General features: G+C 66.1%; 22 protein-coding genes and 1 riboswitch. Of the genes, 14 read left to right on the top strand and 8 right to left on the bottom strand.

The window, feature by feature from the left end:
* Positions 1 to 50 precede the first annotated feature (50 nt).
* The 3 genes from V7Q53_RS04985 to V7Q53_RS04995 all read left to right on the top strand — a co-directional run bounded on the left by V7Q53_RS04985 (position 51) and on the right by V7Q53_RS04995 (position 3,416).
* Positions 51 to 593: an SH3 domain-containing protein gene (locus tag V7Q53_RS04985; RefSeq protein WP_333827324.1), complete on the top strand. Its 543-nt coding sequence runs from the start codon at positions 51 to 53 to the stop codon at positions 591 to 593.
* Between the two features lie 144 nt (positions 594 to 737).
* Positions 738 to 2,699, top strand: coding sequence for a hybrid sensor histidine kinase/response regulator (locus V7Q53_RS04990; RefSeq protein WP_333827326.1), 1,962 nt, complete (start codon positions 738 to 740; stop codon positions 2,697 to 2,699).
* Between the two features lie 12 nt (positions 2,700 to 2,711).
* On the top strand, positions 2,712 to 3,416 hold the full coding sequence (locus V7Q53_RS04995; protein ID WP_333827328.1) for a response regulator transcription factor: 705 nt from the start codon (positions 2,712 to 2,714) through the stop codon (positions 3,414 to 3,416).
* Between the two features lie 15 nt (positions 3,417 to 3,431).
* Here the strand turns inward: V7Q53_RS04995 and fliP are convergent, their stop codons facing one another.
* The 4 genes from fliP to fliF are packed head-to-tail and all read right to left on the bottom strand — an operon-like array spanning position 3,432 to position 6,735.
* Entirely contained in the window at positions 3,432 to 4,172 is a 741-nt protein-coding gene (fliP, locus tag V7Q53_RS05000; protein ID WP_333827329.1) for a flagellar type III secretion system pore protein FliP, read from the bottom strand.
* Between the two features lies 1 nt (position 4,173).
* Entirely contained in the window at positions 4,174 to 4,482 is a 309-nt protein-coding gene (locus V7Q53_RS05005; RefSeq protein ID WP_333827330.1) for a FliM/FliN family flagellar motor C-terminal domain-containing protein, read from the bottom strand.
* On the bottom strand, positions 4,475 to 5,071 hold the full coding sequence (locus tag V7Q53_RS05010; protein WP_333827331.1) for a hypothetical protein: 597 nt from the start codon (positions 5,069 to 5,071) through the stop codon (positions 4,475 to 4,477). The genes V7Q53_RS05005 and V7Q53_RS05010 overlap by 8 nt, the downstream gene beginning before the upstream one ends.
* Positions 5,071 to 6,735: a flagellar basal-body MS-ring/collar protein FliF gene (gene fliF / locus V7Q53_RS05015; RefSeq protein ID WP_333827333.1), complete on the bottom strand. Its 1,665-nt coding sequence runs from the start codon at positions 6,733 to 6,735 to the stop codon at positions 5,071 to 5,073. Before fliF ends, V7Q53_RS05010 begins: the two co-directional genes overlap by 1 nt.
* Before the next feature lie 120 nt (positions 6,736 to 6,855).
* Between fliF and V7Q53_RS05020 the strand changes: the two genes are divergently transcribed.
* The 10 genes from V7Q53_RS05020 (at position 6,856) to V7Q53_RS05065 (ending at position 16,906) form a co-directional block, all read left to right on the top strand.
* On the top strand, positions 6,856 to 7,341 hold the full coding sequence (locus tag V7Q53_RS05020; protein ID WP_333827335.1) for a flagellar basal body-associated FliL family protein: 486 nt from the start codon (positions 6,856 to 6,858) through the stop codon (positions 7,339 to 7,341).
* Positions 7,342 to 7,351: 10 nt separating this feature from the next.
* Entirely contained in the window at positions 7,352 to 7,831 is a 480-nt protein-coding gene (locus tag V7Q53_RS05025) for a hypothetical protein (protein WP_333827337.1), read from the top strand.
* Positions 7,828 to 8,466, top strand: coding sequence for a MotE family protein (locus tag V7Q53_RS05030; RefSeq protein WP_333827338.1), 639 nt, complete (start codon positions 7,828 to 7,830; stop codon positions 8,464 to 8,466). Before V7Q53_RS05025 ends, V7Q53_RS05030 begins: the two co-directional genes overlap by 4 nt.
* A gap of 73 nt (positions 8,467 to 8,539) precedes the next feature.
* Positions 8,540 to 9,409: a flagellar motor stator protein MotA gene (gene motA / locus V7Q53_RS05035; RefSeq protein WP_333827340.1), complete on the top strand. Its 870-nt coding sequence runs from the start codon at positions 8,540 to 8,542 to the stop codon at positions 9,407 to 9,409.
* Positions 9,406 to 11,928 (top strand): hypothetical protein, encoded by a 2,523-nt coding sequence (locus V7Q53_RS05040; RefSeq protein WP_333827341.1) that lies wholly within the window; start codon positions 9,406 to 9,408, stop codon positions 11,926 to 11,928. Before motA ends, V7Q53_RS05040 begins: the two co-directional genes overlap by 4 nt.
* Before the next feature lie 432 nt (positions 11,929 to 12,360).
* Positions 12,361 to 13,506 (top strand): ABC transporter substrate-binding protein, encoded by a 1,146-nt coding sequence (locus V7Q53_RS05045; RefSeq protein WP_333827342.1) that lies wholly within the window; start codon positions 12,361 to 12,363, stop codon positions 13,504 to 13,506.
* Between the two features lie 75 nt (positions 13,507 to 13,581).
* Positions 13,582 to 14,499 carry a branched-chain amino acid ABC transporter permease gene (locus V7Q53_RS05050; protein WP_333827344.1) on the top strand — a complete coding sequence of 306 codons (918 nt, stop codon included), beginning with the start codon at positions 13,582 to 13,584 and terminating at the stop codon, positions 14,497 to 14,499.
* Between the two features lies 1 nt (position 14,500).
* Positions 14,501 to 15,472, top strand: a complete 972-nt coding sequence (locus V7Q53_RS05055) for a branched-chain amino acid ABC transporter permease (RefSeq protein ID WP_442954415.1) — start codon at positions 14,501 to 14,503, stop codon at positions 15,470 to 15,472.
* Complete coding sequence (locus V7Q53_RS05060; protein WP_333827348.1) at positions 15,465 to 16,220, top strand: ABC transporter ATP-binding protein; 756 nt, start codon at positions 15,465 to 15,467, stop codon at positions 16,218 to 16,220. The genes V7Q53_RS05055 and V7Q53_RS05060 overlap by 8 nt, the downstream gene beginning before the upstream one ends.
* Positions 16,217 to 16,906 carry an ABC transporter ATP-binding protein gene (locus V7Q53_RS05065; protein WP_333827350.1) on the top strand — a complete coding sequence of 230 codons (690 nt, stop codon included), beginning with the start codon at positions 16,217 to 16,219 and terminating at the stop codon, positions 16,904 to 16,906. The genes V7Q53_RS05060 and V7Q53_RS05065 overlap by 4 nt, the downstream gene beginning before the upstream one ends.
* 117 nt (positions 16,907 to 17,023) lie before the next feature.
* On the opposite strand, the gene gcvP is transcribed toward V7Q53_RS05065, so the two are convergent.
* The 3 genes from gcvP to gcvT all read right to left on the bottom strand — a co-directional run bounded on the left by gcvP (position 17,024) and on the right by gcvT (position 21,396).
* Positions 17,024 to 19,852 (bottom strand): aminomethyl-transferring glycine dehydrogenase, encoded by a 2,829-nt coding sequence (gene gcvP / locus V7Q53_RS05070; protein ID WP_333827352.1) that lies wholly within the window; start codon positions 19,850 to 19,852, stop codon positions 17,024 to 17,026.
* 68 nt (positions 19,853 to 19,920) lie between these two features.
* Positions 19,921 to 20,280 carry a glycine cleavage system protein GcvH gene (gcvH, locus tag V7Q53_RS05075; RefSeq protein WP_333827354.1) on the bottom strand — a complete coding sequence of 120 codons (360 nt, stop codon included), beginning with the start codon at positions 20,278 to 20,280 and terminating at the stop codon, positions 19,921 to 19,923.
* Between the two features lie 9 nt (positions 20,281 to 20,289).
* Positions 20,290 to 21,396 carry a glycine cleavage system aminomethyltransferase GcvT gene (gene gcvT / locus V7Q53_RS05080; RefSeq protein ID WP_333827355.1) on the bottom strand — a complete coding sequence of 369 codons (1,107 nt, stop codon included), beginning with the start codon at positions 21,394 to 21,396 and terminating at the stop codon, positions 20,290 to 20,292.
* A 173-nt stretch (positions 21,397 to 21,569) separates the two neighbouring features.
* A riboswitch (glycine riboswitch) is annotated at positions 21,570 to 21,672 on the bottom strand.
* Between the two features lie 123 nt (positions 21,673 to 21,795).
* Between gcvT and V7Q53_RS05085 the strand changes: the two genes are divergently transcribed.
* Positions 21,796 to 22,362, top strand: a complete 567-nt coding sequence (locus V7Q53_RS05085) for a gamma-glutamylcyclotransferase family protein (protein ID WP_333827357.1) — start codon at positions 21,796 to 21,798, stop codon at positions 22,360 to 22,362.
* A gap of 385 nt (positions 22,363 to 22,747) precedes the next feature.
* Here the strand turns inward: V7Q53_RS05085 and V7Q53_RS05090 are convergent, their stop codons facing one another.
* Positions 22,748 to 24,172 carry a Do family serine endopeptidase gene (locus V7Q53_RS05090; RefSeq protein ID WP_442954416.1) on the bottom strand — a complete coding sequence of 475 codons (1,425 nt, stop codon included), beginning with the start codon at positions 24,170 to 24,172 and terminating at the stop codon, positions 22,748 to 22,750.
* Between the last annotated feature and the right edge of the window lie 169 nt (positions 24,173 to 24,341).

Consider the following 24,341-nt stretch of genomic DNA (forward strand, 5'->3'; position numbering starts at 1 on the left):
GGGCCGGGAAATCGCAGCGCCGCCGAAGCGGCGGACAGGGGCAGAAGCAAATGGCAAGACGCAGAGGGACGGCACGCGCCATCGCACTGGTGCTGATGTTCGGCCTGATGGCGGGGCTGGGACCGTCGGAACCCGCCCGCGCCACCGGGGCGGAAAGCGCGCCGGTGCGCGGGCCGGAAACCGGCCTGCCGATGCCGCGCTATGTGTCGCTCAAAAGCGGCGAGGGGCGCGCGCGGCGCGGGCCGAACCGCACGCACCGGGTGGACTGGATCTATACCCGGCGCGACATGCCGCTGCGTGTCACCGCCGAATTTGAACACTGGCGGCGGGTCGAAGATCACGAAGGCCAGGGCGGCTGGATGCATTACTCGCTGTTGTCCGGGGTCCGCACGGCGATGGTGACGGGTGATATGGTGCCGATGCGCAGTCAGCCCCGCCCGGGCGCGCCGGAAGTTGCGCTTCTGGAACATGGGGTTGTCGCGCGGATCATGAGCTGTGAGCCCGACTGGTGCCGCCTGCGCGCCGAGAACCAGCGCGGCTGGGTGGAACGCAGCGCGCTCTGGGGCATCGACCCGCATGAGATACTGGACTGACCCGCCCTTGTGCAGGCAGTATGGCCCCCGGGGCTGAGGGGGATATCCGGCTGGCTGCGGGACGGGGGGCTGTCTGCCCCCCACGCCGCTGCGCGGCTCCCCCCGAGGATATTTTTGAACAGATGAAGGGGGAAGGGGCCGCGGATGCAGGGCGAGATGACCGAGAAGCTGACGCGCGCGGGCCTGAACCTGATCCAGCAAGCGCTGTCGATCTTTGACTGCGATCTGCGGATGGCGGTCTGCAACCAGCGCTATCAGGAGATGTTCGCCCTTCCCGATGCGCTTGTCACCCCCGGCGCCGCGTTCGAGGATACGATCCGCTTTCTGGTCTCGCGCGGCGAATACGGCCCCCAGCCTGACCCCGACGAGGCCGTGCGCCTGCGGGTAGAGACCGCGCGCGCCTTCCAGCCGCATTACATGGAGCGCCAGCGCCCGAACGGTCGCTGGATTTCCGTCGAAGGGGCGCCACTGTCGCAGGGCGGCTGGGTGACGGTCTATACCGACATCACCGAGATCAAGATGCAGGAACGGCTGTTGCGCGCGCGATCAGAGGAGCTGTCCGGCCAGCTTTTCGCCCATGCCGAGCGGCTGAGCATGGCCAACCGCGAACTCGCCGCCACCAATGCTGCCCTCGCCGAGGCCAAGCGCGAGCTCACCGAAATGGAGGCGCGCACCCGGCTGACCACCGAGATGATGCCCGCCCATATCGCCCATGTCGACCGCGCACTGCGTTACACCTATTCGAACCGGCGGCTGTCGACGCTCATGCCCGGCCTGCCGGGCGATGTGGCGGGGCTCCATGCCTCGGTCGCGCTGGGGCCCGGGACATTCGCCAAGATACAGCCGCATATGCGGCGCGCGCTGGCCGGTGCGGCCTCGGTCTGCGAGATCACCCATGATGAAAGCGGGCGGCGGATACGCGTGGCACTGACCCCCGATCCGGGGATCGCCCTGCCCGACGGCAGCCGCGCGGGCGGCGGCGTTTATATCCTGTCCACCGATATCACCGAGGAAACGCAGGCCCGCGCGGCCCTGCTGCAGACCCGCAAGCGTGAGCTGGCCGCGCAGCTGACCTCCGGCCTCGCGCATGATTTCGCCAATCTGCTGACCATCATCCTGGGCCTTCAGGGTAAGCTGGCGCGCCAGCCCGGCCTGCCCGGCGAGGCGGCCGAGCTGGCCCGCGCCACCATCGGCGCGGCGCGGCGCGGCGGGCGGCTGCTGCAACGCATCGGCGCCATCTCCGGCCCGCGGCGGATGCGCGCCGAGGCGACGGATCTGGAGGTGCTGCTGGACGATCTGCGGATGATGGCCAGCCCCTCGCTGCCCGACCAGACGCGTCTGCGGATCGAGCTGGAGCCGGCGTTGGGACTGCTGCTGCTGGATCAGGGCGCGGTACAGGACAGCCTTCTGAACCTGATCCTCAACGCCCGCGATGCGATCGGTCAGGAGGGTGGCGAGATCGTGCTGCGCGCGCGCTGCGTGCGCGACACCTGGCTGGAGCTTGCGGTTACCGATACCGGCCCCGGCTTTTCGGAACAGGCGCTCAGGCGTGGGCTGGACCCGTTCTTTACCACCAAGGGCGGCGAAGGTTCCGGGCTGGGGCTGGCAATGGTCTATGACCATGCCACGTTGTGCGGGGGGTCGGTGCGGCTGACAAACCCGGCGGGCGGTGGCGCGCGGGTGACCCTGCGCCTGCCCCTGCGCCCCGCCGATCCGCAGATCACCCCGCGACTGGTGCTGCTGGTCGAGGACAGCCCCGACATCAGGGCCCATGTGCGCGAAATGCTCTGCGCGATCGGCCATAACGTGATCGAGGCCGCGAACACTGCCGAGGCCGAGGCCCTGGCGGTGCTGGACGGGATCGGCATGATCCTGTCCGACATCAACCTCGCCGACGGCGAGACCGGGCTGGCGCTTCTGGACCGGCTGCGCGGGCGACTGCCGGGTGTGGCCATGGGGCTGATGACCTCGCTGCCGCCCTCGGACCCGCTGCATGCGGCGGCGGCGCGCAACCATGAAGTCTTGCCAAAGCCCTTCGATCCGGGCGAACTGGTAACCTTCCTTCACCGCTGCGACGCGCATCTTGCCGCCGCAGCCGCCCGATAAGGCCCCTTCCCCATGTCCCAGCCGCATGTCGCCATTCTTGATGACGAGGCCGAAATCCGGCGGATGCTGGCCGATGCGCTGACGGATGCCGGTTTCCGCACCTCGACCTACGCGCGCGCGACCGAATTCGAGGCAGCCCTCAAACGCACGGCGCCGGATGTCTGCCTCGTCGATCTGGGCTTGCCGGACCGCGACGGGCTGGCGCTGGTGCACCGGTTGGCGCTGGAATCGGGGGCGACGATCATCATCATCTCCGGGCGCGCGAATATCAGCGACCGGGTGACGGGGCTGGAGCTGGGCGCGGATGACTATATCATCAAGCCCTTCGAGCCCGCCGAGGTGGTGGCCCGCATCCGCGCCCGGCTGCGCAAATCGCGCCCGGCGGGCGGGACAGCGGGATCGGTCGCGCGGTTCAACGGCTGGGAAGCGCATTTTGACCGCTATGTCCTCATCGGCGAGGATGGTGCGGAGGTGCCCTTCAGCCATGCCGAGGGCGAAGTGCTGCGCCTGTTTCTGGAGGCGCCCAAGCGCCTGATCTCGCGCATGCAGATGCAGGAATCGCTGGGCGGCGCGGCGGGTGAAAGCTTTGACCGGGCGATGGATGTGCGCATCTCGCGGCTGCGGGCCAAACTGGGCGAAGACCCGAAGAACCCCCGCCTGATCAAGACGATCTATGGCGCGGGTTACATCTTTCTCGGGGATGTGGCGTGGCGCTGACCGGCGCGGCATGGCTCAGTAATACCCCTGCACCAGCGCCGCCGACACCAGCGACCAGCCGTCAGCCACCACGAAGAACGCCAGCTTGAACGGCAGCGAGACAATCGCGGGCGGTACCATCATCATCCCCATCGACATCAGGATCGCGGCGACCACCAGATCGATGATCAGGAACGGCAGGAAGATGATAAACCCCACTTCAAAGGCGCGCGACAGCTCCGAGAGCAGGAAAGACGGCACCAGAACCGACAGCGGCGCCTGTGCATCCAGCGCGGGCGGCTCAGGGCGCAGGGCGGCGAGGTTGAGATAGGTGTCGGTGTCTATCCGGCCCAGCATGAAAATGCGGAAGGGCTCCATCGCGCGCAGAAACGCCTCCTCCAGCCCGATGGTTCCCGCGTTCAGCGGCTCCATCGCCGCATCCCAGGCGGCGGTGAAGACGGGCTCCATGACGAACCATGTCAGGAACATTGCAAGGGTTGTCAGCACCATACCCGGCGGAGACTGCTGCAGCCCCAGCGCCTGACGCAGGATCGCCAGCACCGTGACCACGAAAGGAAAGCAGGTGATCATGATGGCGATGCCCGGCACCAGACTGAGCAGCGTCAGCAGGACAATCAACTGTACCGAACGCGCGGCCAGCCCGCCGCCATCCCCGAAAGACAGCGTTACCTCCTGTGCCAGCGCCGCGCCGGGAAGCGTGGCGACGGCCGCGGCGAGCGCCAGCATCAGCCATGGTGCGCAGGCCCTTCCCGGCATGTCAGAACCCGTCACTGAGATCGGTCACTTCCGTCAGCCGCACCGCCATCTGCCCCGCTTGATCCCCTTCAAGCTCTTCCAGAACCCCCCGGGCGATCAGACGGTCGCCGATGAACAATTCGACCGGGTCTTCGACACGGCGGTCCAGCGGCAGAACGCTGTCACGGTTCAGCCGCAACAGCTCGCGCACGCTGGGCCGGGCGCGGCCCACCGAAATGACGATCTCGATAGGCACCTGCGTAAATGCGTTGCGGGAAAGGCCGGGAGCGGGGCCATTCGGCTCGGCGGGGGCGGCGGACGGGTCATGCATGGCGGCTCTCCTCAAACTGGATCTGGTAGAAGCGGCTGATCGCGCCGCGCAGCTCTTCGGCTGCCTGCGCGAGATCGACGCGGGTTTCCTTGTGGTCAAAGGCGATTTCCGCCTGACCGGGGCCAAGATCGGCGCTTTCCTCAATCTCAAGAGGCGGCAGAACCAACCCCGCCAGCGCCGCGTCAAAACCCGGCCGGGCGCCCTGCGCGATGCGCAAGGTGACCGGCGCCTCGCTGAGGCTCTGGGCAAGCGGCAGCAGCTGCGCGATCACCCCGGGGATGACGGCGGCGCGCGCGGCCTCGGGCACCACTGTCTCCAGCATCGCGTGCAGAACCGGCTCCATCGCGCGCAGGACATGGCCGCGCGCATCGTGATAGGTGAAGCTCAGTGCCTCCAGCTGGCGTTCCACGCGCGCGCGGGTTTCAAGCGCCTCGCGCTCGGCCTGACGCTCGGAATCCTCCCAGCCGGCGACATAACCGCGCTCATAGGCATCGAGCTTGATCTCCTCCAATGCCTCGGAGGCCTGTTGCGCGGGGGCAGGCGGCTCCTCGGCCTTGAGAAAGGTTTCCAGCCGGATCGGTGAGGGCATCAGCGGCTCCCCTCAGGTTCTTCCATCCAGTTGCGCAGGATCTCGATGGTTTCCTCCTGCCGGTCGGCGATAAGCGCGCGCATCCGCTCCACCGGATCCTCGGGCAGCGGCGCGGAATCGTCACTGTCGCCAAAATCCGACAGGCTGCCTGCGCCTGCGCCCATCGGGCTGGCGAAGGAATTGCCCAGCGGCCCGGGCAGCGGGCTCAGTTCACCCGCACTGCCCCAGTTATCGTCAATCTCGCCGCTCAGCGCGTTCGGGGACAGCCCGGCCCCCATCGCCGCACCCAGCCTTGGCAGCGCCGGGCCACCTTCCTTCGCACTGGCATTGGCCAGCAGCGGGCGCAGGACGAAGAGCGCGAGGAACATCACCACCAGCGCCAGTGCGGCGAGGCGCAGAATTCCCATCAGATCAAGCCCCAGCCGGTCGAACAGGCCGGTGCTGGCGGCGGTGCCCTGAAGGGCAGAGACCGGCTCAAAAGGCAATGACCGCAGCGTGATCACGTCGCCGCGCGCTTCGTCATACCCCACGGCCGAGGCCACAAGTTCGCGCAGCGCCTCCAACTCCGCTTCCGGGCGCGGAGACCATTGCATCACGCCATCAGCATCGGGTGTGCGCACCCCGTCAATCAGCACCGCCACCGTCAGCCGCCGGATCGCGCCGGGGCCGCGTTCGATTTCGCGGCTGGTCTGGCTGACCTCATAAGCGACACGCTGCCGGCTCTCCACTTCGCGCGATTGCTGGCTGCCGTCACTGCCCGCCGCATCGCCATCCGGCAGGTTCGACGCGACCGAGACCGAGCCGGTGCGCGTGTCGCTCATCGTGGCGTTGCGCTCTTCGCTTTCCTGGCTCACGGCGACCCGGGTTTCAGGGTCAATCCGGCGTTCAACGATGGTTTCGCGGTCCGTCACCGTATCGATATTGAGCTCCACCACTGCGCGCCCGTGACCGACATGCGCCTCCAGCAGCCGTTCCACATTGCGGCGCAGCGCATCCATCCGGTCGCCGTTGCGGCCGCCGGCGCCGGTCTCCTCGGCGATTACCAGCCCGCCGTTGCCGTCGATGACCGCAACATCCCCGGGCTGCAGCCCCGCCACGGCCGATGACACCAGAAAGCGCAGCGCCTGCGCCTGAACCGGCGTCAGCATGCCGCCCGCCGGCGTCACCGTGACCGAGGCAGAGGCCTGACGGTCACGGCGGAAGGGCTGGGTCGCGCCTTGCGAGATATGCACCCGCGCGGCGCGGATATGGGGGCTGGCGACGATGGTGCGCGCCAGTTCCCCCTCTTTCGCGCGCCAGTAAGCGGCATCGAACATCTGCGAGGTGGTGCCAAAACCCGTCAGCCCGTCAAGCAGTTCATAACCCGTCGAGGAATGCGCGGGCAGGCCCGCTGCAGCCATCGACATACGCATCTCGTCGCGCATCGTCGCATCGACATAGATCGCATCACCGCGCACCTCATAGCGTATCCCGCGCTGATCCAGCGCCTGAATGACTTCCCCCGCCTGCGCGCCTTCCAGCCCGCCGTACAGAAGCGCCATTCCCGGCGTGGCAGCGATCCGGGCAAGCATCAGCACCGCCACGAAAACGGCCAGCGTTGCCCCGGCAACCATCAGCCGCCGCCGCGGCTCCAGTGCGTTCCAGACTGTGCGTAGTTGGTCCAAGGTGATTCTCCGCTTCACGGGCTTCTGCCCCGTTGGCGGTCATCCTTCGCCGATAGCGATTAACAATCGGTTAGTCACAATGTGCCAGAACGGAGTCTGAACACGACAAAGAGGCCCGACATGACAGACGCTGCCGCACCGCTCGCCCCCCCCCGGAAAAAAGGCATTCCTCCCGTGATTCTGGGGCTCGGACTGGCGCTCGCGCTGGGGGGCGCGGGCTTTTACGCCACCTTTTCGGGCCTTGTGAGCACCGATTCGGTGATGCCCGCCAGCAGCGCCACGCCGGGCGGCACATTGCCCCCCGGGGCCTTCGCGTATGTGCCGATCGATCCGATCACCATCAACCTGGGCCTGCGCGGCCAGTCCCGGCATCTGCGGTTCAGCGCCCAGCTTGAAACGGCGCCGCTTGAGGCCGCTGAGGTCACGCGCCTGATGCCCCGCATTCTTGATGTGCTCAATATCTACCTGCGCGCGCTGGAGGTGCACGAGCTGGAGGAACCCGCCGCGCTGATCCGCCTGCGCGCCCAGATGCTGCGACGCATCCAGATCGTCACAGGCCCGGACAGGGTCAATGACCTTCTGATTACCGAATTCGTGTTCAACTGAGGGGCCGGTGATGAATTTCCTGTCCGATATTCTTCTGGCAACGGCCGCCATCGGCGCGGCGATCTTCTGTCTGGTCCTGTCGCGGCGGCTGCGCGCCCTGACCACACTGGACAGCGGCATGGGCAAGGCCATCGCGGTGCTTTCCGCACAGGTCGATGATCTGTCGCGCGCGCTCAGAACCGCCCAGCAGACCGCCCGCTCCTCTGCCGAAAAACTGGATACACAGTCCAGACGCGCCGAGGCCGCGTGCCGGCAGCTCGAACTGCTGATGGCTTCACTTCATGATCTCCCGGCGCATCCACCCGCGCAACCACCTGCGCGCGAAGCACCGGAAAAGGCGACTGAACCGCCCCATTCCCGGCCGCTTTCAAGCTGGAACAGCGCGTCAGCCCGGCGCCCGCAGGCCGCACCCGTGGCAGATCCGGTTGCCGGGGCGGCCAGAGGACCGAGGGTTCTGCGGCGCAGGCCCGTTGTCGGAGGGCATGGATGATGCAACGCAACCACCGACCCGCCGCGCGCGCGCGAAAGCGACACAGCACCCCGCGTCAGGTTCTGCCCTCGCTGGCTCTGGTGTTCCTTCTGGCCGGGCTGATCCGGCTGGGTGCCGGGATCGGCACGGCTCTGGCCGAGGGGGCTGAAGGCGGCGAACCGGGCACCCAGCAGTTCGCCGCCCTGGCCGAGCCCCCGGCCCCGCCTGCGCCTGAACTGAGGGACAGCGCCACATCCGCCGCGCTGCTGGTGCAGATGACCCGGCGCGAAGAGGCCCTTCGCCTGCGCGAGGCCGCGCTGGCGGAACGCGAGCAGCTGCTGCAGGCCGCCATCCAGCGGCTGGAGCAGCAGATCGCCGCGCTTGAAACCGCCGAACAGGATCTGTCCGCGACCATGGCGCTGGCCGACCGGGCGGCAGAAGAGGACATCACGCGCATGGTGCAGGTTTTTGAGAGCATGAAGCCCGAAGAGGCGGCGGCTGTGTTCACCGAGATGGACCCCGGCTTCGCCGCCGGTTTCCTGAGCCGTCTCGCCCCCGGCTCCGCCGCCGCAATCATGGCCGGGCTGGAGCCGAGGCAGGCCTATCTGCTCAGCACCATCGTCGCCGGGCGCAATGCACTGGTTCCGCGAAATTGATCGCCGCTGGTGACCCTTTGTTAAGCCGCCGGTGCAAGGTTGCAGGCGCAAACTGGAGAAATCGGAGCAAGACATGATCGGAATTATCGGAATCATCGTCGTCTTCGTGATGGTGTTCGGCGGCTATGTCGCCGCGGGCGGCAGCTTTGGGATCATCCTCCATGCCCTGCCTTTTGAGCTGTCCATGATCGGGGGGGCCGCACTGGGCGCTTTCCTCATATCGAACGACGGCGCAAGCGCCAAGCACACGGCACGCGACATCTCCAAGGTCTTCCGGGGCGCACACTGGAAACCTGCTGATTACCGCGATCTGCTCTGCCTGCTGTTCGAACTCATCCGGCTCGCGCGGCAAAACCCCGTCCTGCTGGAAGAACATATCGAATCGCCCGGCTCATCGGAGATATTCGAGCGTTATCCGCGCATTCTGCAAGACCGGCAGGCAACCGAGCTGGTCTGCGACACGCTTCGCGCCATCACCATGAGCTACGATGACCCGCATCAGGTCGAAGAGGTTCTCGACAAGCGGCTGGAGGCGAATATGCATCATGCGATGCACTCCAGCCACGCGATGCAGACCGTGGCCGATGCCCTTCCCGCGCTGGGTATCGTTGCCGCCGTGCTCGGTGTGATCAAGACCATGGCCTCGATCGACCAGCCGCCGGAGATCCTGGGCGGCATGATCGGCGGCGCGCTCGTGGGGACATTTCTGGGCGTGTTTCTGGCCTATGGTTTCGTCGGCCCCTTTGCCAGCCGGATGCGCGCCGTGATCGAGGAAGACAGCCATTTCTATAAGCTTATCCGCGAGGTTCTGATCGCCAATCTGCACAACCACCCCGCCAACATGTGCATCGAGGTGGGCCGCCAGAACACCCCTGACAATCTCCGGCCCAGCTACGGCGACCTCGAAGAGGCGCTGCGGGCACTGAAGCGCGAGGCCGCATGACTCATCTTCGCTTCCCCCTCATCCCGCTGCTCGCGGCGCTCTGCATTCTCTCCCCCCTCCCGGTCCGGGCGCAGAATATTCTCGTCACAACCGGCGAACACGCTGACTTTACCCGCCTCGTGCTGCAATCGGCACGACCGATCAACTGGCAGCTTGATGCCGGAACAGCCGGCAGCACGGTCCGGACCCTGCGGGTCATGCAGCCCGAAGCAAGCATCGACATTTCGCGCGCCTTCCGGCGCATTCCACGTTCGCGCCTTGGCGACCTCGTCCGCACGCCGGAAGGGCTGGAGCTGCGCCTCAACTGCGACTGCCCCATCGAGGCCTGGACCGAACGCCCTGGGCTGGTAGTCTTCGACATCAGCACACCCCGGGCGGCCGAGGCGCCTTCCGCGCGCGCGGCGTCGCCAAGCGCCCTCCTTGACACCCCGGTCCTGCCCCGATCCGGAATGCCGCAACCCTTTACCGACGACAACCTGGCGCGTGTCGCCGGGCGAACGCTGGCGCGCGAATGGATTACCGATCAGGAACATCCGGGCATAACCGGCCCGGCTTCCCGGCAAGGCCCGCCGCCCAGCCCTATCAGTGAAACCGAACGGCAGGCCATCATGCAACAACTCACCACGCAGGTTGCCGGGGCGCTGACACAGGGCATCCTCGACCCCTCGCATGAGCGATCCGCAGCGGCGGAAATGATCCGTCTCGGTGATGGTGATACGCCCTCTGCCATTCCGCCGAACCTTCGGATCATGAGCGTTCTCGACCGACCCGCTGAGGATTCCGCCAGTCTTCCGGATGACTCCCCCAATGCCTGCGCCGCTGCAGCCGCCCTTGATTTCGTGACCGCCACCGCGCCCGAAAGTTTCAATGCCGCGCTGGCCGAAGGTATGTCCCGCTGGATCGGCGAGTTCGATCAGCCCGGGCAGGCGGGTACCGAAGATCTGGTCATCCTCTATCTTCAGCACGGCTTTGGTGCCGAGGCGCGGGCGTTGATCGAAAACGCCGTGCAGCCCATCGCGGGCCGCGACCTGCTGCTGGGCTTCGCCGACACGCAGGAGGGGCGGCATTCGAACTCCCGCCTGCGCCTGGCGGAGCAGCACCGCTGCGGAGGTCCTGCCGCCATGCTTGCCGCGCTCGCAGGCGCGCCTCTGCCGCAGATCAGGGCGCAGGCTGGCGAAATCGCCAGCACCTATACGCAGGCGCCCGGCATCCTGCGGACGGGCCTGGGCGCGTCGCTGATCCGGATCATGGTCGACGCCGATGCAATCGACGCCGCGCGCGTGATCGCAGACACCTTGCGCCGCACGCCGCATGCCCGAAGCGAGGACCTGCTCATGGCAGATGTCCTTCTTGAGCGCGCGCGCGGGGAATCCCTGTCGGCGGGCGCGCGGCTGAGCCATGAGGCGGGCGATGATGCCGAGTCGTTGCTGCTTCATCTGCAGATCGCGCTGGAAACGGGTGCCATGGTGCCGGAATCGGTTCTGCTCAATGCCGAAGCGATTGCCGGCATGCACCGCGCGACCCGGTTGGGAACGGATATTCTTGCCGCAGCGATCCGCAATCGCGTCGCGGCGGGTTCCGTCACCGGCGCGGTGACGTTGCTTGACCGGCTGGCAAGCTGGCAGGGCCATTCCTCGCAAGGGCGGGCGCTTGTCACCGAACTGAGCGACCTTGTCTGGCTGGGCCTCGCCCGGCAGGCATCCGACGCCGACCTTCTGGATGCGATCCTCAACCGGACGGACTGGCGCGATCCGTCTCATTCGGTCCTGACACGCACCGCACTGGCCGAGCGTTTGTTGGGTTTCGGGCTCACCGAAGCTGCCAGAATGCTGCTTGACCCGCCGCGCGCCGAAACCGAGCGTCACCTGTTGGCGCGGCTGCACCTTGAAAGCGAGCGGCCGGATCTTGCCCTTTCGGTCCTCACGGACGACCAGAGCGAAGCTGCAGCAAACCTGCGTGCCCGGGCGCTTCAGGCGCGCGGTGACGGCCGTGCCTCCAGCGAGATTCTCGCAGGCATGGGCGCCTATGAGGCTGCGGCGCAGCATGCCGTTCTGGCGCAAGACTGGGGGATGCTGGAAGAGACCCGGGAAAGCAGCGGGACCCACAGCCAGCGGGAACTCGCACGCGCACTGGCGAGCCTGGCGGCGCATCTACCCTCACCCTCCCGTTCCCCCGCAGGCCCGGGTGCCGGTCCGGCCCTGACAGCGGCACCCGTCCCCGACGGGCCTGCTTCGCAAGAGCGTGACACGCAGGACGAAACCAGCGGTCCCGGCAACGCGACGGCACCGGCACCGCTGCGCGCCATCGCTCCTGCCTCCGCCTCTGCGGCTGGGGACACCGTCCCGGCCTTGCCTGAAGCGTCAGCAGTGACGGACCTTGAGAGACCAAATGCGCCAGACAGCGCGGATCGGCCGGAGCCAGACGCCATGGCGCGTAGCGCGCGGCTTCTGGTCGAAAGCGAACGGCTGCGCGCAGCCTTCGCGCCTTTGATAAGCGGACCCGGAAGCACGCGCAACTAACGCCGCGAAGCCACACAAGCGCCCGGGCAAAGCGCGAAAGCCGGAGATGGATGAGAACCGGAATATCGACGATGAGACTGAAAGCCGGGATACCGCGAGAAACTTTGCGCAGCCATTCTCGTTGCACCTTGCCGGAAATCCGCACTGAGCGGTGTGCGTTCGGAAGACAGCAAGTCGCTCACGCCCCCCGGACAGGTTCTTGCTGAGTTTCACTCTCTGCGCGCGTGACGGCCGCCGGAGCATTGCAGGATCGAGTTCGCTCATACCTCAGGAGAACATGGGAGCCGAGCAAGGAGCGTCAGCGCAGGAAAGGGAACCGTGGTTGCACCTCTCTGGATTTCTTCAAGCTCAAAGTTATTGCAAACTTTGAAGGCTCTGCTAGCCTCCGGGCGAGTCCTCCGCGCAGACGGGGGTGATAACAGGGAGACGACGATGAGATTGAAAGCCACCCTTACCTCGGGGCTTCTCGCCTTGACGATCGGCGCGGGCGCGGTGCAGGCCGAGCCTGTGACCATTGGCATGATCACCACGCTGTCCGGCGGCGGTGCCGGGCTTGGCGTGGATGTCCGCGACGGCTTCCTGCTGGCGCTGGAGCAGGCGGGGAATGCCGACATCAGGCTGGTTATCGAAGATGACGCTCAGCGCCCCGAAACGGCGGTGCAGATCGCCGAACGCATGATCCAGTCGGAACGCGCGGATATCCTGACAGGAATCATCTGGTCGAACCTCGCCATGGCGGTGGTGCCCTCGGTCGTGGCGCAGGATATCTTCTACATCTCACCCAATGCCGGCCCCTCGCCGCTTGCCGGCGCCAGCTGCCATCCGAACTACTTCAACGCCGCCTGGCAGAATGACACGCTGCATGAGGCCGCGGGCCAGACCGCGAACGAACTGGGCTATGCCAACGCCTTCATCATGGCGCCCAACTACCCGGCCGGGACCGACGCGCTGAACGGGTTCAAACGCTACTATCAGGGTGAACTGGCGGGCGAGTTGTTCACACAGGTCGGCCAGACTGACTATGCCGCAGAAATCGCCCAGATCCGGGCCTCGGGCGCGGACAGCGTGTTCATCTTCCTGCCCGGCGGGATGGGGATTTCGTTCATGCGCCAGTATGCCCAGTCGGGCGTTGACCTGCCGATCGTCTCGGCAGGCTTCAGCTTTGATCAGGATGTGCTGCCCGCCATGGGCACCGCCGCGCTGGGGGTGATCAACACCGGCCAATGGTCGCCGGATCTGGAGAATGAGACCAACGCGGCCTTTGTCGCCAGCTTTCAGGAAACCTATAACCGCCTGCCGTCGATCTATGCCAGCCAGGGATTTGACACGGCAAACCTGATCCTTTCGGCGCTGGAAACGGCCAGTGTCAGCGACCAGGACGCCTTCCGCGAGGCCCTGCGCGCCGCTGACTTCAACTCGGTGCGCGGCTCCTTCGCCTTTGCCCCGAATCATCATCCCATCCACCGCATCTATGTGCGCGAGGTGGTCGATGTCGATGGCACCCTGACCAACCGCATCATCGGCACCGCTTTCGAAGATGATTATCGCGACATCCACGGCGCCGACTGCTCGATGTGATCGGACAAAGGTGAACCGTAACCGGCCGGGGGAGCCTTGCCTTCTCCCGGCCCACGGCCACGGACAGACCAACAAATGAGCCTTGCGCTGTTCATCGAACAACTCCTCAACGGGGTTCAGTTCGGCCTGATGCTGTTTCTGATGTCGGCGGGTCTGACACTGGTTTTCGGTGTGATGGGCCTGATCAATCTGGCCCATGGCTCGCTCTATATGATCGGCGCCTTCTTTTGCGCCGCCGCTGCCGCCGCCACCGGCAATTTCTGGCTGGGGCTTGTGGCCGGGCTCGCCGCTGCGGCTGCCGCCGGCGCGATCATCGAGATCACAGTGATCCGGCGGCTTTATGACCGCGATCATCTTGATCAGGTGCTGGCCACCTTCGCGCTGATCCTCATCCTGTCGGAAGGGGTGCGGATGATATTCGGCCCCTTCCCGCTGTATCTCAACGTCCCTGATGCCCTTCGCGGCACGCTCAATCTGGGGATCACACAGTACTCGCTCTACCGGCTTGCGCTCATCGGTTTCGGCATCGCGGTCGCGGTCGGCCTCTGGCTGCTGATCGCCCGCACCCGGCTTGGAATCCGCATCCGCGCGGGCGAGAATGACCGCGAGATGATCGCGGCGCTCGGCGTCAACATCCGGGTGCTTTATACGGTGGTCTTTGCACTTGGCGCGGCGCTTGCCGGGCTTGCAGGGGCGCTGGTCGGCGCGATCCAGTCCGTGCAGGTCGGCATGGGGGAGCCCGTGCTGATTCTCGCCTTCGTGGTGATCGTGATCGGTGGCATCGGATCGATCAAAGGGGCGATGGTGGGCGCGCTTCTGGTGGGCGTGATCGACACGATGGGCCGCTTTCTGCTCCCGCGGTTCTTTGCCCTCTTCCTCGACACGCATCAGGCGATGGGCGTGGGGGCGGCCCTTGCCTCGATGCTGATTTACATGCTCATGGCGCTGGTCCTTGTCCTGCGCCCGAAAGGATTGTTCCCCGCCCATGCGTGAGATACGCCGCGAACATGCCATCAACGCGCTTCTGGCCGCCGCGCTTTTTGCGGTGCCGGTCTGGGCCTATCTGGTGGATGAACCTTTCCTGATCACGCTGGCCACACGGGTGGCGATCCTTGCCATGGCGGGCGTCGGGCTGAACCTGGCGCTGGGTCTGGGGGGCATGGTCTCGTTCGGGCATGCGGTGTTTTTCGGCCTCGGCGGCTATTGCGCGGGGGTGCTGGCGCATCATGCTTTCAGCGGAACACCGGTGCTGCTGGGCTTGCCCGGCTCGAACCAGATGCTGGTGATCTGGCTGGTGGCGATGATCGCCTCGGGCCTTCTGGCAGCGGTGATCGGCGCGCTGAGCCTGCGGACCTCGGGCATTTTCTTCATCATGATCACCCTCGCCTTCGCGCAGATGTTCTTCTACTTCGCGCTTTCCTGGCCCGCTTACGGCGGCGAGGACGGGCTGCCGATTTTCGTGCGCAACCGTTTTCCGGGTCTCAACACCATGCGCCCGTGGGAGCTGTTCCTTGTTGCCTTTGGCCTGCTGATGATCGTGCTGGCGGTTTTCGCGCTAATCCGCGCCTCACGTTTCGGCGCGGCGCTGATGGCCATCCGCCAAAACCCGGACCGCGCGGCGGCGGTGGGCATTTCGCCCTTCGGCGTCAAGCTGGTGGCCTTTGTCATCTCCGGCATGATCACCGGGCTGGCGGGCGCGATGATGGCGGACCTGACGCGCTTCGTCAGCCCGGCAATGATGGCCTGGCAGATGTCGGGCGAACTGATCGTGATCATCATTCTTGGCGGTACGGGGCGGCTTTTCGGCCCGGTCGCGGGGGCCGCTATTCTGGTTGGGTTCGAGGTGATCTTCGGCGGCATGACCGAGCATTGGAAATTCTGGCTGGGGCTGGTGCTGCTGGCAGTGGTTCTCTTCGCGCGCGGCGGTTTCATCGGGCTTCTCGCGGGGAGGGAGCGTCATGGCTGAGCCGGTTCTGCAGCTTTCAAACCTCAACAAGAGCTTCGGCGCGCTCAAGGCCACGGATGACGTGTCGCTGACGCTGGTGCCGGGCGAAATCCACGCGCTGATCGGCCCCAACGGGGCGGGCAAGACAACGCTCATGGCGCAGATCAGCGGCAAATACGCGCCCGACAGCGGCACAATCCGCTTTCAGGGGCAGGACATCACGCGCCTCAGCGTGGCGCAGCGCGCGCGGCTGGGGCTGGGGCGCAGCTTTCAGATTTCCTCGCTGATCCCGGAATATTCCGCGCGGCGCAATGTGATGCTTGCCTTGCAGGCCCGCCAGGGCCACCCGTACCGCTTTCTCATGCCCGTGCGTCATGACCGCAGCCTGACGGAGCCAGCGTCAGCGATCCTTGCCCGCGTCGGCCTCGCCGGGCGCGCCAGCATCCCCTCGGCCGAGCTCAGCCATGGGGAGCGGCGGTTGCTGGAACTCGCCGTCGCTCTGGCGCTTGAACCGGCCTGCTTCCTGCTCGATGAGCCCATGGCGGGCATGGGTACCGAAGGGGTGGGCACGCTGGTCACCTTCCTTCAGACGCTCAAGGCGCAGGCACCGATCCTGCTGGTGGAACATGACATGGATGCCGTCTTCCGGCTTGCCGATCGTATCTCGGTGCTGGTCTACGGTCGCGTCATCGCCTCCGGCACCGTCGATGAGATCCGCAATGACCCCGAGGTGCGCCGCGCCTATCTGGGTGACGAGGTGCCTGCATGACCGCGCTTGCCCGGCTTGAGCAGCTGGAAGTCTTTTACGGCGCCAGCCAGGCGTTGTTCGGCGTCGATCTGGAAATCGGCGCGGGGCAGGCCGTGGCGCTGATGGGGCGCAACGGCATGGGCAAGACCACCACCATCCGCACGCTCTGCCGTATGCAGCCACTCTATCGCGGCAAGGTCTGGCTCAACGGACGCGATATCACCGCCCTGCCCTCGTTCAAGGCCGCGCGGCTGGGCATCGGTCTGGTGCCCGAAGGGCGGCGGTGTTTTGCCACCCTTACCGTCACCGAAAACCTGATCGCCGCCGCCCGCCCCGGCACCTGGACACTGGAGCGTGTGCAGAAATTCTTTCCCCGGCTGGCCGAACGCGCTGATCAGACCGCTTCCACCCTCTCGGGCGGCGAGCAGCAGATGCTGGCGATCGGCCGCGCCCTGATGACCAATCCGCGCCTTCTGGTGCTGGACGAGGCAACCGAGGGGCTGGCCCCCGTCATCCGGCAGGAAATCTGGGCCGCCATCGGCCAGCTCAAACGCGACGGACTGTCCCTGCTGATCGTCGATAAAACCCTTTCCGAACTGCTGCCGCTGGCCGACAGCTGCGTGATCCTTGAACGCGGCCAGTCCGTCTGGCACGGCAAACCGAGCGAGCTGACGACAGAAACCAAGACGCGCTATCTTGGCCTCTGACCCCAGAAAACCACCGACAGATTAACAAACCGGAAAAATCCGCCCCTTCATCTGTTCAAAAATATCCTGGGGGGTGAGGCCCGCAGGGCCGAGGGGGGCAAAGCCCCCCTTCGCCGCTCACGCGTAATCCGACAGTGGCGGGCAGGTGCAGATCAGGTGGCGGTCGCCATGGACATTGTCCACCCGGCCCACCGGCGGCCAGTATTTGTCCACCCGGAAGCTGCCGGGCGGGAAGCAGCCCTGTTCGCGCGAATAGGCGCGGTCCCAGTCGGCCACCAGATCTTCGACCGTATGCGGCGCGTGGCGCAGCGGGCTGTCCTCGGCCGAAATCTCACCCCGCTCCACCGCCCTGATCTCGGCGCGGATCGCCTGCAGCGCGGTCACAAAGCGATCAATCTCGGCCTTGGTCTCGCTCTCGGTGGGCTCCACCATCAGCGTGCCGGATACCGGCCAGCTCATCGTCGGTGCGTGAAAGCCATTGTCGATCAGGCGCTTGGCGATGTCCTCCACCGTCACGCCGTGCTCGGCAAAGGGCCGTGTATCAAGAATACACTCATGCGCCACACGCCCCCGGTTGCCCATGAACAAGACCGCGTAATCGCCGCGCAGCCGGGCGGCGATGTAATTGGCATTCAGGATCGCCACGCGGGTGGCCTGCGTCAGCCCCTCGCCGCCCATCATCAGGCAATAGGCCCATGAAATCAGCAGGATAGAGGCCGATCCGTAAGGTGCTGCCGAGACCGGCCCCTCACTACCGCCTGTCTCCGGATGCCCCGGCAGGAACGGCGCAAGATGGGCCTTCACCCCGATCGGCCCCATCCCCGGCCCGCCGCCGCCATGCGGGATGGCGAAGGTCTTGTGCAGGTTCAGGTGGCTGACATCGCCGCCGATCTCGCCGGGTTTCACCAGCCCGACCATGGCGTTCATATTCGCCCCGTCGATATAGACCTGCCCGCCGTATTTGTGGGTGATGTCGCAGACCTCGCGCACCGTTTCCTCGAACACGCCATGGGTGGAGGGATAGGTGATCATGCAGGCCGCCAGCCGCTCGCCCGCCGTGGCCGCCTTGTCGCGGAAATCCTCAAGGTCGATATCGCCGTTGGGCGCGGATTTCACCACCACCACCTTCATCCCGCACATCTGCGCCGAGGCCGGGTTGGTGCCATGCGCCGAAACCGGGATCAGGCAGATATCGCGCGCGCCCTCACCGCGTGAGCGGTGCCAGGCCTGAATGGTCAGCAGCCCCGCATATTCGCCCTGCGCGCCCGAATTGGGCTGCATCGACATCGCGTCATAGCCGGTGATCACGCACAGCTTGTCGGCCAGATCGTCGATCACCTCGCGGTAGCCCAGCGCCTGATCAGGCGGGCAGAACGGGTGCAGGCTGGAAAATTCGGGCCAGGTGATCGGCATCATCTCGGCCGCCGCGTTCAGCTTCATCGTGCACGAGCCCAGCGGGATCATCGCCCGGTCCAGCGCCAGATCACGGTCCGAAAGGCGGCGCATGTAGCGCATCATCTCGCTCTCAGCGCGGTTCATATGGAAGATCGGATGCGTCAGGTAATCTGACTGCCGGATCAGCGCCTCCGGGATGCCCAGATCTGCGCGATGCGGCGGCGCGCTCTCGATGCCAAAGGCGCGCAGCACCCGCACCAGAATGTCCTCATCACTGGTCTCGTCCAGCGCAATGCCGACATGCGCGGTGCCGATCCTGCGCAGGTTCAGCCCCTCTTGCCGGGCGGCGGCCAGAATGCCCGCCTGCCCCACACCAACCTCGACGCGCAGCGTGTCAAAGAACGCATCCGTCTCCACCCGCGCCCCGGCGGCACGCAGCGCGCGCGCCAGTCGTTCGGTCAGAAAATGGACCCGCTCGGCAATGGCGCGCAGCCCCTGCGGGCCGTGGAACACCGCGTACATCGAGGCCATGACCGCCAGCAACGCCTGCGCCGTGCACACATTCGACGTGGCCTTTTCGCGCCGTATGTGCTGCTCGCGGGTTTGCAGCGCCAGCCGGTAAGCCTTGTTGCCGCGCGCGTCAATCGACACGCCGACAATGCGACCCGGCATCGAGCGTTTGTGCGCATCGCGGCAGGCCATGAAGGCGGCATGCGGCCCGCCGTAGCCCATGGGCACGCCGAAGCGTTGCGCGGAACCCACCGCGATATCGGCGCCCATCGCGCCCGGTTCCTTGATCATGGTCAGCGCCAGCAGGTCGGTGGCCATGATCGCCACCGCCCCCGCCCCGTGCAAAGCCGCGATCTGGCTGGTGAAATCGCACAGGTCGCCGAAAGTGCCGGGGTACTGGAAGATCGCGCCAAAAACTTCCTCTGGCTCCAGCGCCTCAGGTGCGCCCACGATCACCTTGATGCCCAGGGGCGCGGCGCGGGTCTGCATCACGGCGATGTTCTGCGGGTGGCAGTTCCTGTCGATGAAGAAGCCCTGCGCCTTTGATTTCGCCACCCTTTGCGCCATCACCATCGCCTCGGCGCAGGCGGTGGATTCGTCCAGCAGCGAGGCATTGGCGACCGGCAGACCGGTCAGATCGGCGACCATGGTCTGGAAGTTCAGAAGCGCCTCCAGCCTGCCTTGCGCGATTTCGGGCTGATAGGGCGTATAGGCGGTATACCATGCCGGGTTTTCCAGAATGTTGCGCTGGATCGCGGGCGGGGTGATGGTGCCATGATAGCCCTGCCCGATCAGCGCGGTCATCACCTTGTTTTTCGCGCCCACCTCCCGCATCCGCGCCAGAAGCCCCCCTTCGGACAGGGGCGCCCAGTCCAGCGGCTTGTCCTGCCGGATCGACGGTGGAATCGTCTCGTCGATCAGGGCGTCAAGGCTGGCAGCGCCGACGGCCTTGAGCATCTCGTCCATCTCGGCGGGCGAGGGGCCGATATGGCGGCGGTTGGCGAAATCATAGGAATCGTAGGAGGAGGGCGTGTAGGGCATATCAGGCTCCGCAGGGGGGGAACGGGGCGCGCAGCCGCGCGCGCCCGCAAATCATCAGGGCCGGATCATCAGGCGATGAAGTCCTTGTATTCGTCTTCGGACATGAATTCGTCGAGCACGCTCATGTCAGGAAGCTGCATCTTGAAAAACCAGCCCTCGCCCAGCGGATCTTCGTTGACCAGCGCAGGGTTATCCACCAGCGCCTCGTTCACCGCGACGATCTCGCCATCGACCGGCGCCAGAATGTCGGAGGCGGCCTTGACCGATTCGATCACGCTGACCTCGTCGCCCCGGACGACCTGGGTTTCAATTTCGGGCAGTTCAACGAACACCACGTCGCCCAGTTGTTCGGCGGCATGTTCGGTAATGCCGACGACAACCAGATCGCCCTCGATACGCAGCCATTCATGTTCTTCGGTGAACTTCATCGTGAAGCCTCATTTGTGATAGGTGGAGGGTCGGAACGGAAGGGGCACAACCTGCGCAGGCAACCGCTTGCCGCGCACATCGCCCCAGACACGGGTGCCCACAGCGGCCAGCCCGGCAGGCAGATACCCCATCGACATGGGCGTGCCAATACTGGGGCCGAAGGCGCCGGAGGTGACGGTGCCGACGGGCGCGTCAGCATCATCGGCGGCAAAAAGCGCCGTGCCTTCGCGCATCGGCGCGCGCCCCTCGGGCCGCAGGCCGACACGCAGCCGCGACGGCCCCTCTGTCAGCTCGCGCAGGATACGCGCGGCGCCCGGAAAACCGCCTTCGCGCGCGCCGCCCGTGCGGCGGACCTTCTGGATCGCCCAGTTCAGACCGGCCTCGACGGGGGATGTGTCGGTGTCAATATCATGGCCATAGAGGCACAGCCCCGCCTCCAGCCGCAGGCTGTCGCGCGCGCCAAGGCCGATCGGCGCCACTTCATCCATCTCCAGAAGCGCGCGGGCAAAATCCTCGGCGCGATGCTCGGGCAGGGAAATCTCGAAACCATCCTCGCCGGTGTACCCGGAGCGTGAAACCCAGAGATTGGCATCCCCCCAGGCGAAGGTGGCCACATCCATGAAGCGCATCGCCTCAACCCCGGGAACCAGACGGGCCAGCGCACTGGCCGCCGCCGGGCCCTGCAATGCCAGAAGCGCGCGGTGCAACACGGGTTCGACCCCGGGCAGATGTGCCTCAAGAAGGGCGAGGTCTTCGGCCTTGCGGGCGGCGTTGACCACGAGGAACAGATGATCGCCCCGGTTGGCGATCATCAGATCGTCTTCGATACCGCCCGCTGCATTGGTAAAAAAGCCATAGCGTTGCCGCCCCTCGGCCAGCCCCTGCAGATCGACCGGCACCAGCGCCTCCAGCGCCTCGGCGGCGCCACGCGCGCCCAGAATGAGCTGCCCCATATGGCTGACATCGAAAAGCCCGGCCTGCGCGCGGGTGTGCAGATGCTCGCCCATGACACCCATCGGGTATTGCACCGGCATCTCATAGCCCGCGAAGGGCACCATCTTTGCACCCAGCGACAGGTGCATGTCGTAAAGGCATGTTCGTTTCAGGTCGGTCATGCCGCCTGCCCTCCTGTTCTGGCCGGAAAAACGCCCGGCACCCGTCACGGGCGCGAATGCGCCCGCTTTCTGGTGCCCCCTCTGTCCCTGCCCTGCCCGCCATACGGCGGGTGCGGGCGCCTGAGATCGTTATCCCTTCGGCGGGCGCTGTCGCGCCACTCTCCAGAGTTTTCGTGCCTGATACGGTCCCTTGCGCCTGAGAGTTTACCGGGGCGGTTGCTCCTTCGGCACCGGCGCAGCCCCGTGGGGCCCGCCGGATTCTCCCGTATCCGACAGGTTTCGAATATCAGCCCCGGAGCCCTCTAGGCAAGCCCCCCTGTGCGCCTGCGGTGCACCTCTTGCATCCCGGCGACGCTTTGGGCAGAGAAAGCGACACCAGAAGCGCGAAAGGCCCGTTTGATGAGCGATCCGTATTTTTTTGGCTATGGCAGTCTGGTGAACCGCGCCACCCATGGCTATGGCGAGGCCCGGCGCGCACGCCTCGGCGGTTGGCGGCGGGAATGGCGCTATACCAGCCATCGCGCGGGGCCGTTCCTGACCGCTGTGCCCTGCGCCCTGTCCGAGATCGAGGGGCTGGTGGCGATGGTCCCCGGCGCCGACTGGCGCGCGCTCGATCTGCGCGAGAGCGGCTATGCCCGCCTGCCGCTGGGCGCGGCGCTGCATGTCGAGGGGGCGCTGAATGCCGCCACGCAGATCTATGCCGTGCCCGCCGCCGATGCGGTCAGCCCGGCCGAGAAACAGCCGATCCTGCTGTCCTATATCGATGTGGTGATTCAGGGATATCTGCGCGAATATGGCGCTGAGGGGGTGGCGCGGTTCTTCGCCACCACCGACGGCTGGGACGCCCCGGTCCTTAATGATCGCGCGGCCCCCCTTTACCCGCGTCACCAGCCCCTCACTCCCGCTGAGCGCGCCCTTGTCGACACGCATCTTGCAGTGCTGGGGGCACGGATCGTGGCGCCCTGAGCCGGTGAAGGGCAGCGCAGGGTAACGCAGGCTGGCCGGGGCCGCTCCCGCTCCCGCCCGTCTTCGCATTCCGGCTGCGCCGCAACGCTCATCCCGTTTGGCCGGGCAGCAAAGCTGCGCCACGCGGCATCAGAGGCTTCGCCCCTTTCTTTGTTGAGGGTTCAGGGGGCTTTGCCCCCTCTGGGCCTGCGGCCCATTCACCCCCAGGATATTTCTGAACAGGTGAGAGGGGCGCGCGCTTGCGGTTTCACCGTTCAGAAAAACCCCGGACCGGAGTGCTGACTGCGATTCAGCGCGCTGCAGCGAGAGCCCGCCCTTATCGGAAACCCGGACAAAAACGGGCGGCCTTTTGCAGGACCGCCCGGGGCATTCCATTCGTTGGTGTTCAGCGCTCCAGCGACAGGGCCACGAAGCGCGGGTCATCGCCTCGCCGGACCATGAGCAGAAGGGTCCGGCGACCCGCGTCGCGCGCTTCCTCCACCCTTTCGCGGAATTCGGCAAGCGTGCTGACCGGCACCTGCCCGGCCTCGGTGATGACATCGCCGCCGCGCAGGCCCTTGGTTTCAGCGTCCGAGCCTGCTTCGACCGACTGAACCACCAGCCCGGTGGTTCCCGCCGGAAGCGCCATCTGCTCGCGCACCAGATCTGTCAGCTCTGCCAGTTCCATGCCCAGGATCTCGGCAGGCGCGGCGGGGGGCGCGGCATCCGGCCCCGGGCGCGCCGCGGCGGAGCTTTCCTCGCGCAGGCCCAGGGTGACCTGCAGCGTCTGCTCCTCACCGTCGCGGAACACGATCACATCAACAGCCCGGCCCACCCCGGCATCGGCCACCCGCCGCACCAGATCGCGCGTATCGGCAACACCGCCGTTGTCAAAGCGCAGGATCACATCACCCGTCACCATGCCTGCGTCGAGTGCCGGTCCTTCCATCACTTCGGTCACCAGCGCGCCCAGCGGGCGATCCAGCCCCAGCGCATCGGCGACATCCTCGGTCACATCCTGAATGCGCACGCCCAGCCAGCCGCGCCGGGTTGTGCCGAACTCCTGCAACTGCGCAATCACCCGCCCTGCCACGTTCGATGACATGGCAAAACCGATCCCGATGGAGCCGCCGGTGGGTGACAGGATGGCAGTGTTCACGCCGATCACCTCGCCCGCCATGTTGAACAGCGGCCCGCCGGAGTTGCCGCGGTTGATGGCGGCATCGGTCTGGAGATAGTCATCGTAATTGCCCTGCAGCGCCCGGCCCCGCGCCGAGACGATGCCCGCGCTGACCGAGAAGCCCTGCCCCAGCGGGTTGCCGACGGCGAGAACCCAGTCGCCGACGCGCGCGGCCTCGCTGTCACCAAAGCGCACGGCGGGAAGCGCGGCGTCATGTTCGACCTTCAGCAGCGCGATATCGGTGGCCGGATCGGTGCCGATCAGCTGCGCGGTCAGGGTCAGGCCCGAGAAGAATTCCACCCGGATTTCGTCGGCATCCTCGATCACATGGTTATTGGTGACGATATAGCCGTCTTCCGAGATGACAAAGCCCGAGCCGAGCGACTGGCTCTGCCGGGGCCGGGGCTGCTGCTGGCCGTCACGGTTGAAGAACTCGTTGAAGAAATCCTGGAACGGCGCGCCTTCGGGCAGTTGTGGGAAATTCCCGTTCATCTGCGCGGCGACGGTTGTCGAGGTGGTGATGTTCACCACAGCCGGGCTCACCTCTTCGGCGAGATCGGCGAAACTGACGGGGCGTTCCTGCGCCTGCACCGGCGCGACGGCCAGCGACAGCGCGAAGATCAGCATCAGCGCCAGCATGGCCAGCCACATCGGCCCATGCGCAGAAACCGGCCTGCGCGCAATCACCTGGACTCTTGGCGCATTTCTCGAATCTTGGAGCATCGATCATTCCTTCCTGGCAGCGACAGAAGGCTGAAACCTTCTGCGCGTATACCGCGAAAGATAGGCACAAATTGCGCCGCTGCAAACTGTGTTGCAA

This window comes from Pararhodobacter sp. (assembly GCF_036802785.1).
GTDB lineage: Bacteria > Pseudomonadota > Alphaproteobacteria > Rhodobacterales > Rhodobacteraceae > Pararhodobacter.

Excerpts from the sequence above, each read along its gene's own strand:
- V7Q53_RS05045 (WP_333827342.1), top strand. The coding sequence starts at position 12,361 with ATGAGATTGAAAGCCACCCTTACCTCGGGGCTTCTCGCCTTGACGATC.
- V7Q53_RS05025 (WP_333827337.1), top strand. The coding sequence starts at position 7,352 with ATGAATTTCCTGTCCGATATTCTTCTGGCAACGGCCGCCATCGGCGCG.
- gcvH (WP_333827354.1), bottom strand. The coding sequence starts at position 20,280 with ATGAAGTTCACCGAAGAACATGAATGGCTGCGTATCGAGGGCGATCTG.
- V7Q53_RS05030 (WP_333827338.1), top strand. The coding sequence starts at position 7,828 with ATGATGCAACGCAACCACCGACCCGCCGCGCGCGCGCGAAAGCGACAC.
- V7Q53_RS05005 (WP_333827330.1), bottom strand. The coding sequence starts at position 4,482 with ATGCATGACCCGTCCGCCGCCCCCGCCGAGCCGAATGGCCCCGCTCCC.
- V7Q53_RS05010 (WP_333827331.1), bottom strand. The coding sequence starts at position 5,071 with ATGCCCTCACCGATCCGGCTGGAAACCTTTCTCAAGGCCGAGGAGCCG.
- gcvP (WP_333827352.1), bottom strand. The coding sequence starts at position 19,852 with ATGCCCTACACGCCCTCCTCCTACGATTCCTATGATTTCGCCAACCGC.
- V7Q53_RS05040 (WP_333827341.1), top strand. The coding sequence starts at position 9,406 with ATGACTCATCTTCGCTTCCCCCTCATCCCGCTGCTCGCGGCGCTCTGC.
- V7Q53_RS04985 (WP_333827324.1), top strand. The coding sequence starts at position 51 with ATGGCAAGACGCAGAGGGACGGCACGCGCCATCGCACTGGTGCTGATG.
- V7Q53_RS05065 (WP_333827350.1), top strand. The coding sequence starts at position 16,217 with ATGACCGCGCTTGCCCGGCTTGAGCAGCTGGAAGTCTTTTACGGCGCC.
- V7Q53_RS05020 (WP_333827335.1), top strand. The coding sequence starts at position 6,856 with ATGACAGACGCTGCCGCACCGCTCGCCCCCCCCCGGAAAAAAGGCATT.
- V7Q53_RS05060 (WP_333827348.1), top strand. The coding sequence starts at position 15,465 with ATGGCTGAGCCGGTTCTGCAGCTTTCAAACCTCAACAAGAGCTTCGGC.
- V7Q53_RS05050 (WP_333827344.1), top strand. The coding sequence starts at position 13,582 with ATGAGCCTTGCGCTGTTCATCGAACAACTCCTCAACGGGGTTCAGTTC.
- V7Q53_RS05090 (WP_442954416.1), bottom strand. The coding sequence starts at position 24,172 with ATGTGGCTGGCCATGCTGGCGCTGATGCTGATCTTCGCGCTGTCGCTG.
- motA (WP_333827340.1), top strand. The coding sequence starts at position 8,540 with ATGATCGGAATTATCGGAATCATCGTCGTCTTCGTGATGGTGTTCGGC.
- V7Q53_RS04990 (WP_333827326.1), top strand. The coding sequence starts at position 738 with ATGCAGGGCGAGATGACCGAGAAGCTGACGCGCGCGGGCCTGAACCTG.
- V7Q53_RS04995 (WP_333827328.1), top strand. The coding sequence starts at position 2,712 with ATGTCCCAGCCGCATGTCGCCATTCTTGATGACGAGGCCGAAATCCGG.
- fliP (WP_333827329.1), bottom strand. The coding sequence starts at position 4,172 with ATGCCGGGAAGGGCCTGCGCACCATGGCTGATGCTGGCGCTCGCCGCG.
- V7Q53_RS05085 (WP_333827357.1), top strand. The coding sequence starts at position 21,796 with ATGAGCGATCCGTATTTTTTTGGCTATGGCAGTCTGGTGAACCGCGCC.
- gcvT (WP_333827355.1), bottom strand. The coding sequence starts at position 21,396 with ATGACCGACCTGAAACGAACATGCCTTTACGACATGCACCTGTCGCTG.